The sequence below is a fragment of the Calothrix sp. CBUCES-K 9914 genome (assembly GCF_059640475.1).
Genome location: NZ_JBXXZH010000270.1, coordinates 1 through 6,625, shown reverse-complemented (window position 1 = coordinate 6,625; position 6,625 = coordinate 1). Strand labels below are relative to the sequence as shown.

The 6,625-nt window shown below is 42.8% G+C and carries 6 protein-coding genes and 1 pseudogene; 1 reads left to right on the top strand and 6 read right to left on the bottom strand.

The genetic code is table 11. The features are described from left to right. Nucleotides 1–140: 140 nt before the first annotated feature. A pseudogene (locus AC2JBO_RS37175) lies at nucleotides 141–1,301 on the top strand (S8 family serine peptidase); the annotation flags it as partial. Nucleotides 1,302–1,311: 10 nt separating this feature from the next. Here the strand turns inward: AC2JBO_RS37175 and AC2JBO_RS37170 are convergent. From AC2JBO_RS37170 to AC2JBO_RS37145, 6 genes are all read right to left on the bottom strand, one after another. After that, nucleotides 1,312–2,094, bottom strand: coding sequence for a lysophospholipid acyltransferase family protein (locus AC2JBO_RS37170; protein WP_496958656.1), 783 nt, complete (start codon nucleotides 2,092–2,094; stop codon nucleotides 1,312–1,314). Between the two features lie 113 nt (nucleotides 2,095–2,207). Beyond that, the gene (tadA, locus tag AC2JBO_RS37165; RefSeq protein ID WP_496958655.1) at nucleotides 2,208–2,693 is read right to left on the bottom strand and encodes a tRNA adenosine(34) deaminase TadA; all 486 of its coding nucleotides are present in this window, start codon (nucleotides 2,691–2,693) and stop codon (nucleotides 2,208–2,210) included. Between the two features lie 76 nt (nucleotides 2,694–2,769). Beyond that, entirely contained in the window at nucleotides 2,770–3,909 is a 1,140-nt protein-coding gene (locus tag AC2JBO_RS37160; RefSeq protein WP_496958654.1) for a beta-ketoacyl-ACP synthase, read from the bottom strand. Nucleotides 3,910–4,097: 188 nt separating this feature from the next. After that, the gene (locus AC2JBO_RS37155) at nucleotides 4,098–4,376 is read right to left on the bottom strand and encodes a hypothetical protein (protein WP_496958653.1); all 279 of its coding nucleotides are present in this window, start codon (nucleotides 4,374–4,376) and stop codon (nucleotides 4,098–4,100) included. A 102-nt stretch (nucleotides 4,377–4,478) separates the two neighbouring features. After that, nucleotides 4,479–5,357: a peptidylprolyl isomerase gene (locus AC2JBO_RS37150; protein WP_496958652.1), complete on the bottom strand. Its 879-nt coding sequence runs from the start codon at nucleotides 5,355–5,357 to the stop codon at nucleotides 4,479–4,481. A 52-nt stretch (nucleotides 5,358–5,409) separates the two neighbouring features. Beyond that, the gene (locus tag AC2JBO_RS37145; protein ID WP_496958651.1) at nucleotides 5,410–6,006 is read right to left on the bottom strand and encodes a photosystem I assembly protein Ycf4; all 597 of its coding nucleotides are present in this window, start codon (nucleotides 6,004–6,006) and stop codon (nucleotides 5,410–5,412) included. Nucleotides 6,007–6,625 lie beyond the last annotated feature (619 nt).

Sequence of the window (6,625 nt, the reverse complement as noted above, 5' to 3'; positions counted from 1 at the left end):
AGATGTGAGGGTTTTGACGTTTGAAGATCGTCACGACTGCATGAAGTGCCTCACAGTGATGCGGCAGTGGCAGCAGATGGCGGGAGCAAAGCTGAGCATGGGGGCGATGCAAAGTGGCCAAATTGAGCAGCAGATCCTATGAGTCTATCGAAAAAATTTTTGATTGGGCGATTGAAAAAGGAGCAAGTGTTATTTCTTGCAGTTGGGGCGCCTCTGCGGTTTACTACCCTTTGTCTTTACGTCAGCGCGCGGCAATTAATCGGGCAGCAACTAATGGACGGTCTGGTAAAGGGTGTGTAATTTTATTTGCTGCGGGTAATGCAAATCGCCCTATCGATGGAACACTGGAAGAAAAGAATTGGGTTAAAAATGTTTTATCAGGTAATACAAAGTGGCTTAGTGGATTTGCGGTACATCCTGATGTCATCACCGTATCGGCAACAACAAGTTTAGGCAAAAAAGCAGCTTATAGTAATTGGGGTTCAGGTATTTCTGTATGCGCTCCTAGTAATAATGCACCCCCTGGAATGTGGTTTCAAACAACAGGATATGTATATACAACACCACCAATTGCAACTGCACTACCCGGTTTGGGAGTTCTTACAACCGACCAATTAGGAGCAGCAGGATACGACAAAGGTGATTTTACGAGTGATTTTGGTGGAACATCAAGTGCAACCCCAATTGTGGCTGGAGTCGCAGCGTTAATATTGTCAGCAAACCCTAACTTGACGGCGCCACAAGTCAAGAAAATTTTACAAGAAACAGCCGATAAAATTGTAGACTCAGACCCAGACCCACAGTTAGGAATGCGATTCGGAAGTTATAATACTTTAGGTCATTCACAATGGTTTGGATATGGGAAAATAAATGCCGTGCGTGCAGTACAAGCAGCAAAGCAGCAATCATTGAGTCCGGCTTCAACGGTTAGAGAAATTAAGGTGATAAATGAAAATCAATTGACGATTCCTGACAACGACCGACAAGGAGTGAAAAGTTTAATAGTAATACAGGACTCAAGTTTGGTTAAAAGCATTGAGGTTGGTGTTGACATTGCCCATGATTTTTTAGGGGATTTAGAAATTTACTTAATATCACCGAATAATCAAAGGGTTTTATTACAAAGTCGGACTTTGGGTCGTCGCTCCCAGTTAAGCGCAAATTATACTTTGACAACACAGCCAGCGTTAACACAACTAACTGGGATACCAGCAAAAGGACGTTGGTTTCTCTGGGTAATTGACTATGCACCGCAAGATTTGGGAAGGCTTAATAACTGGGAGTTAAAATTGGGGATTTAGCTTTATTGATTCATATATTTGTGGCTTCGGCAAAACTGTGAGTGTTGCAAATTGATTGCTGATGGCCTAGTTGTTGTAAGGAAGACGCTAAATCAGCTGTAAGGATTTTGGCGCCAAGTTTAGAGGTGTGTATTTTATAGTCGGCAGCTAGTATTGGTTTACCAATATTGATATTGATATTAGTGCCCCAAGTTGGATTGGTATCGCTGTAATCAATGCTGATGGGGATAATTTGTACTCCTAAGCCAGCATAATTAGATTCTGCGCTCAAAGCCAAACGTGCGATTCCTGGTTTTAGAGGGTGAAGTTTACCCTTACGAATACCACCTTCAGGAAAAATTACCAGCGTTTCACCACTAACGAGTAAATCGACTGCATGACGAAGAGTGGTTATTGAGGGGTGGTTGGGATTAACAGGAAAACCTCCTAAATGTCGAATGAACCATCCTTGCAATCCTCGGCATTCAGTTACAGCTACCATAAATCGAAGGTCACGTCCTGTAATACAGCGTCCTGCAACATACGGAACGATTAATGCATCCCACCTTGACCGATGGGTAGGAGCGAGAATTACTGGACCGTGGGTAGGAATGTGTTGTTGTCCGGTGATAGAAATTCGTCCGAAAAACAAAGGTAGAAGTACATGGCGCCCCAACAGGTATGCCAAAAAGCTTAAAACCGGAGAAACGCGCGAGGTTGTGGTATTCGTATTGGTAGACTCACCAGTCGGATATTCAGCACTTTTAACGGGATTATAAGGCTTTTTATGCGAAGAACAATCAAATTCGGTCATAACGGTGGCACAGGAATGTTGGGTAGGGTGTGATAAAAACTTTCATTAAATACACCGTAGATTTTCTTTCCTAATTTTTGTCACACCAGCTGGACAGTTTCGCCTCTGTCCCCTTAGTTAACTCTATGTCGTTTAGCATCAAACCACGTTTGTAGCATCTCTCGGCAGTCTGACTCTAGAATGCCTCCAATTACACAACTACGATGATTAGAAGCCGCACTGTCAGGGATATTCAAAACTGTACGCAGCGCGCCAGTTTTCGGGTCATCTACTCCGTATACAACAACCCCTATACGGGCATGTACAATTGCACCCGCGCACATCGGGCAAGGTTCGAGGGTGACGTAGAGAATACATTCTGAAAGGCGCCAAGTTTGTAACTTTTGCGCTGCTGCTCTCAAAGCGATTATTTCCGCATGGGCAGTAGGGTCTTGGTCGCGTTCTTTTCTATTTTCACCTTGTGCAATTAATTCTCCATTGGAATTAATTATTACTGCCCCTACAGGAATATCACCATGTTCGCCCGCAGTTTGAGCTAATTGTAAAGCTAGTCTCATCCATTGTCGATGTATAAGATATTCTGAGTAGTTGATTAACATTTTCTGATCACTAAATTTCTCTCATCACAAAAAATATCTCATTAAGTACATGATCAAATATTTAATTTTTGTGTAATTAACTTCCCAATACAACGACTGCGTTTATGCCACCAAACCCAAAACTTAGGCACATCGTTCGTTCAATGCGACTTGGTTGTGCTTTCTCAACAAAATTCAAATCAAAGTCAGTTTCCTGTAACCCAGTACATGGAGGTAGAATCTGATTTTTTAAAGCTAGTAGACAAAAAGCTACACCTAAAGCACCACTAGCACCAATTGTGTGACCTGTGGCGCCTTTAGTAGAACTAACGTATGGGTTATGTGTAAAGATGTGTTTGATAATCCGGCTTTCGATTTCATCGTTGAGTATTGTAGCGGTACCGTGGGCGTGAATGTAGTCAATGTCGATTGGATTTAAGATGCTGCGCTGTAAAGATTGCTTGATGGCAATGATTGCCATTTTCCCATTTGGTTCTGGTGAGTTGGGATGATAAGCGTTAGCAGTTGAGGCAAAGCCAAGAATTTTACCGTAGATTTTAGCGTTTCTCTGTTTTGCGAGTTTTGCGGATTCTAGAATAAATACTGCTCCTCCTTCACCCAAGACTAAACCTTCGCGCGTTGAGGAGAATGGATAGGCGCCTGAATTAGCCAAAGCACCCATTCGTGCAAATCCAGTTATGGTTAAAGGTGTAATAGGGGCTTCCACGGCACCAGCAATTACACGTAGGCATTGTCCAGTTTGAATGAGTAAAGTTGCTTGTATTAAAGCGATTAGTCCAGTTGCACATGCAGCCATTGGAGCTAAAACAATACCAGTAGTACCACAAATTTGAGCGACTGAAACAGCATTCATATGAGGCAGGCTATTAAGCCAATTATGACCCCAGGCACCTGTGTGCATATTTTGGTACATATCAGGCAGCATTTTTTCCCATGTTGCTTGATACGCGCGACTCGAACCAATAACTACACCACAATCGATCAAAGGTGGCGCCAAACCAGCATCACGAAGTGCTTCAGAAACAACCAGTTGAGTTAGTTTAGTTAACTCAACTGGTTGAGATGTAATCATTGCCAGAGGACGTACTTCAATTTCTGAAAATGGCTGCTGTAAACTAATTCCGGTTTTAAGAGCGATTAGATTTTGCCAACTAGTTTCACTAGTTTCACCTAATGCCGAAGTTAAACCGATACCAGTTATTACCACAGAATCCATAAGTAGGGTGTGTGACGCTATTACAATTATGAAACGAAGCTAATAATCGAGTGGCGTCACGCACCGAAGCCGATTGTACGGCACCATCACAATTATGAAACGAAGCCAATAACCGAGTCGCGTCATGCACCGAAGCCAATTGTACGGCGCCATCACAATTATGAAACGAAGCCAATAACCGAGTCGCGTCATGCACCGAAGAGGTTGTATGGCGCCATCACAATTATGAAACGAAGCCAATAACCGAGTCGCGTCATGCACCGAAGCCAATTGTACGGCGCCATCACAATTATGAAACGAAGCCAATAACCGAGTCGCGTCATGCACCGAAGAGGTTGTATGGCGCCATCACAATTATGAAACGAAGCCAATAACCGAGTCGCGTCATGCACCGAAGCCAATTGTACGGCGCCATCACAATTATGAAACGAAGCCAATAACCGAGTCGCGCCATGCACCGAAGCCAATTGTACGGCGCCATCACAATTATGAAACGAAGCACCGGAGTAAGGTGCGTGACGCTACTAGATGCGAGCTTCGTTTAACAATTGTTGGTAGCGTCACACACCCTACTTCCCACCATTTTTCAAGTTTTCAGCACCTTGTGTGACTTTAGCTGAGTCGATGCGGTCACCTTGCTGAATTTTGTCAACGATTTCCATACCTTGGGTGACGTTACCGAAAACAGCATAAGAGCCATCAAGGAATTCAAGATTTGCTAAAGCGAAGTAAAACTGGGAAGACGCGGAGTCTGGCATTTGTGAACGTGCCATTGCAACGGCACCTAATTTGTGGGTAAGTACAGGGGGTTGATTGGCGCCTGCGTCTTTAAGAGTTTTACCGTAAATTGGTGCATCCGAACCTTTAGGCTTGATTTCTAATGGGATGCGTCGTTCGCTGTTGGTATTTTTATCGATAAAACCACCTGTTCCCAAGCGAGAAGCTGGAAATTGAGGGTCTTTACTTTGAGGGTCGCCACCTTGAACTACGAAAGGTTGGGGACTGCGTACAACTCGATGGAAAGACAAACCATCGTAAACGCCTCTTTGTACTAAATCAACAAAATTTCCGGCTGTAATTGGAGCATTTGTGCCGTCAACTTCGATAGTGATAGGTACACCTTTGACGGTCATCACTACCGTTGCCTTTCCTTCAAGTCTTGGTAAATCGTTCATACCTGGGATTTCGCTATTTTGAGATACAGAGGTTGTCTGAGTTGTAGTGCCTTCTGTTGTGGCAGCTGTTGTTGTAGCTGTCGTTGTAGTACCCGCTTCGACTGCTGTTGAAGTTTGAGTTGAGGTATCAGCAGTTGTTTGTGGCGTTGTACACCCACTTACAAGCAAAGCACCTACAACTATAAGCGCTATTAAAAACTTAGGGATTTTCACGCTGCTTTTATCAATCCTAGTATCAAAAGATTTTACAATTTTAGATTTTGCTTCGCACATGATATGGATTTTGGATTTTAGATTCAGAATCCAAAATCCACAATCCAAAATTCTACAGTCCTTCTAAAGGAACGCTCAAGAATTTAGCTAATTTGGCGCCTTGAATTTCCAAATCTTTTAATGAGATAGGTTGACCAACTCGTGTTAAGGGGATGTCTCGACGACCTTTGATCCGCAAATACAACGCGCGACGTGGGTTAAGACCTTCTTTAATTTCGACACGTACCGACTGTATATCTTTAGTAGAACAGTCGATCTCGATTTTGCGGTTTTTACCAGGGAAACCCCAGCGGAAAATTTTAATTTTATCCGTTTCGCGGTTAAATTCGTTATAACCGGCACCTACATCCCATAATATAACAAGCCAAAGGTAAAGCGATAAAAGCAGACCAGCAATACCATATAGCCCCATCACAATGCCTTGTGGGATAAATACCAGTTGAGTCGCATCGGTGACAGGAAGTAAATTGACTTTGAGGTAACTTGATAAACCTGCAAGTAGGAACCCTGTTGCACCAAAGGTAACAACGCTTGCCCACCAGTAATTACTGAACCTACGAGAACCTAAAACCTTTAGATTTAAAATTTTGGATGCGGAGTTATCGCCGTTGGGCGAATCGCCCTTGTCTATAGTTGTTGAAGCTGTCATTTAACTCTCACCGCTTAGTATGTGATTACTCCCTTTTTAAGTCTGACACTGGACAAGGAATTCTTGCAAGTTGTTGGCGACCCAAGTCTTGACTGTTGAGCATATGGTATGACGTTTAATCTCTATGAGCGTAAAAAAACGTAAATTTTAACTTTTCTGAGAAAACGTGTGTCAAATTGTAAAATTTCTGATATTGATATTAGTAGAGAGTATTTGCGTTTTATACACAATTCACAAGTATGAATTAGGCATAAAACCCAACTGTGTGATATGTTAAGAATGATTAAGAAACTATACATCGCTTTCATCGGTGTATGGTTTGAGTTTTGACGAAAGCTTGAAGGTCTTTAGCTTAAGTGCGGCATTGGCTCTCATAATTGAGAATCGGCGCGTTTTGAGTTAGACATGCCTCGAATGTCAAAAAACGTTAATTCCAAGAAAGCAGTCTCGTGGTGCGCGTGAGTAAAGTATATTTACTGTATTCACTGTGAAAACGTGCTGCTTTGAAAAGTCGCAATTTTAGTAAATTAAGAGGATTATACAATCCATGACCATCGCAGTAGGACGTGCGCCCAGAAGCCGTGGGTGGTTTGACGTACTAGACGACTGGTTAAAGCGC

Bases quoted from the DNA above. Each gene is read 5' to 3' on its own strand.
- AC2JBO_RS37150 (WP_496958652.1), bottom strand. From the start codon at position 5,357: ATGTGCGAAGCAAAATCTAAAATTGTAAAATCTTTTGATACTAGGATT.
- AC2JBO_RS37170 (WP_496958656.1), bottom strand. From the start codon at position 2,094: ATGACCGAATTTGATTGTTCTTCGCATAAAAAGCCTTATAATCCCGTT.
- AC2JBO_RS37145 (WP_496958651.1), bottom strand. From the start codon at position 6,006: ATGACAGCTTCAACAACTATAGACAAGGGCGATTCGCCCAACGGCGAT.
- tadA (WP_496958655.1), bottom strand. From the start codon at position 2,693: ATGTTAATCAACTACTCAGAATATCTTATACATCGACAATGGATGAGA.
- AC2JBO_RS37160 (WP_496958654.1), bottom strand. From the start codon at position 3,909: ATGGATTCTGTGGTAATAACTGGTATCGGTTTAACTTCGGCATTAGGT.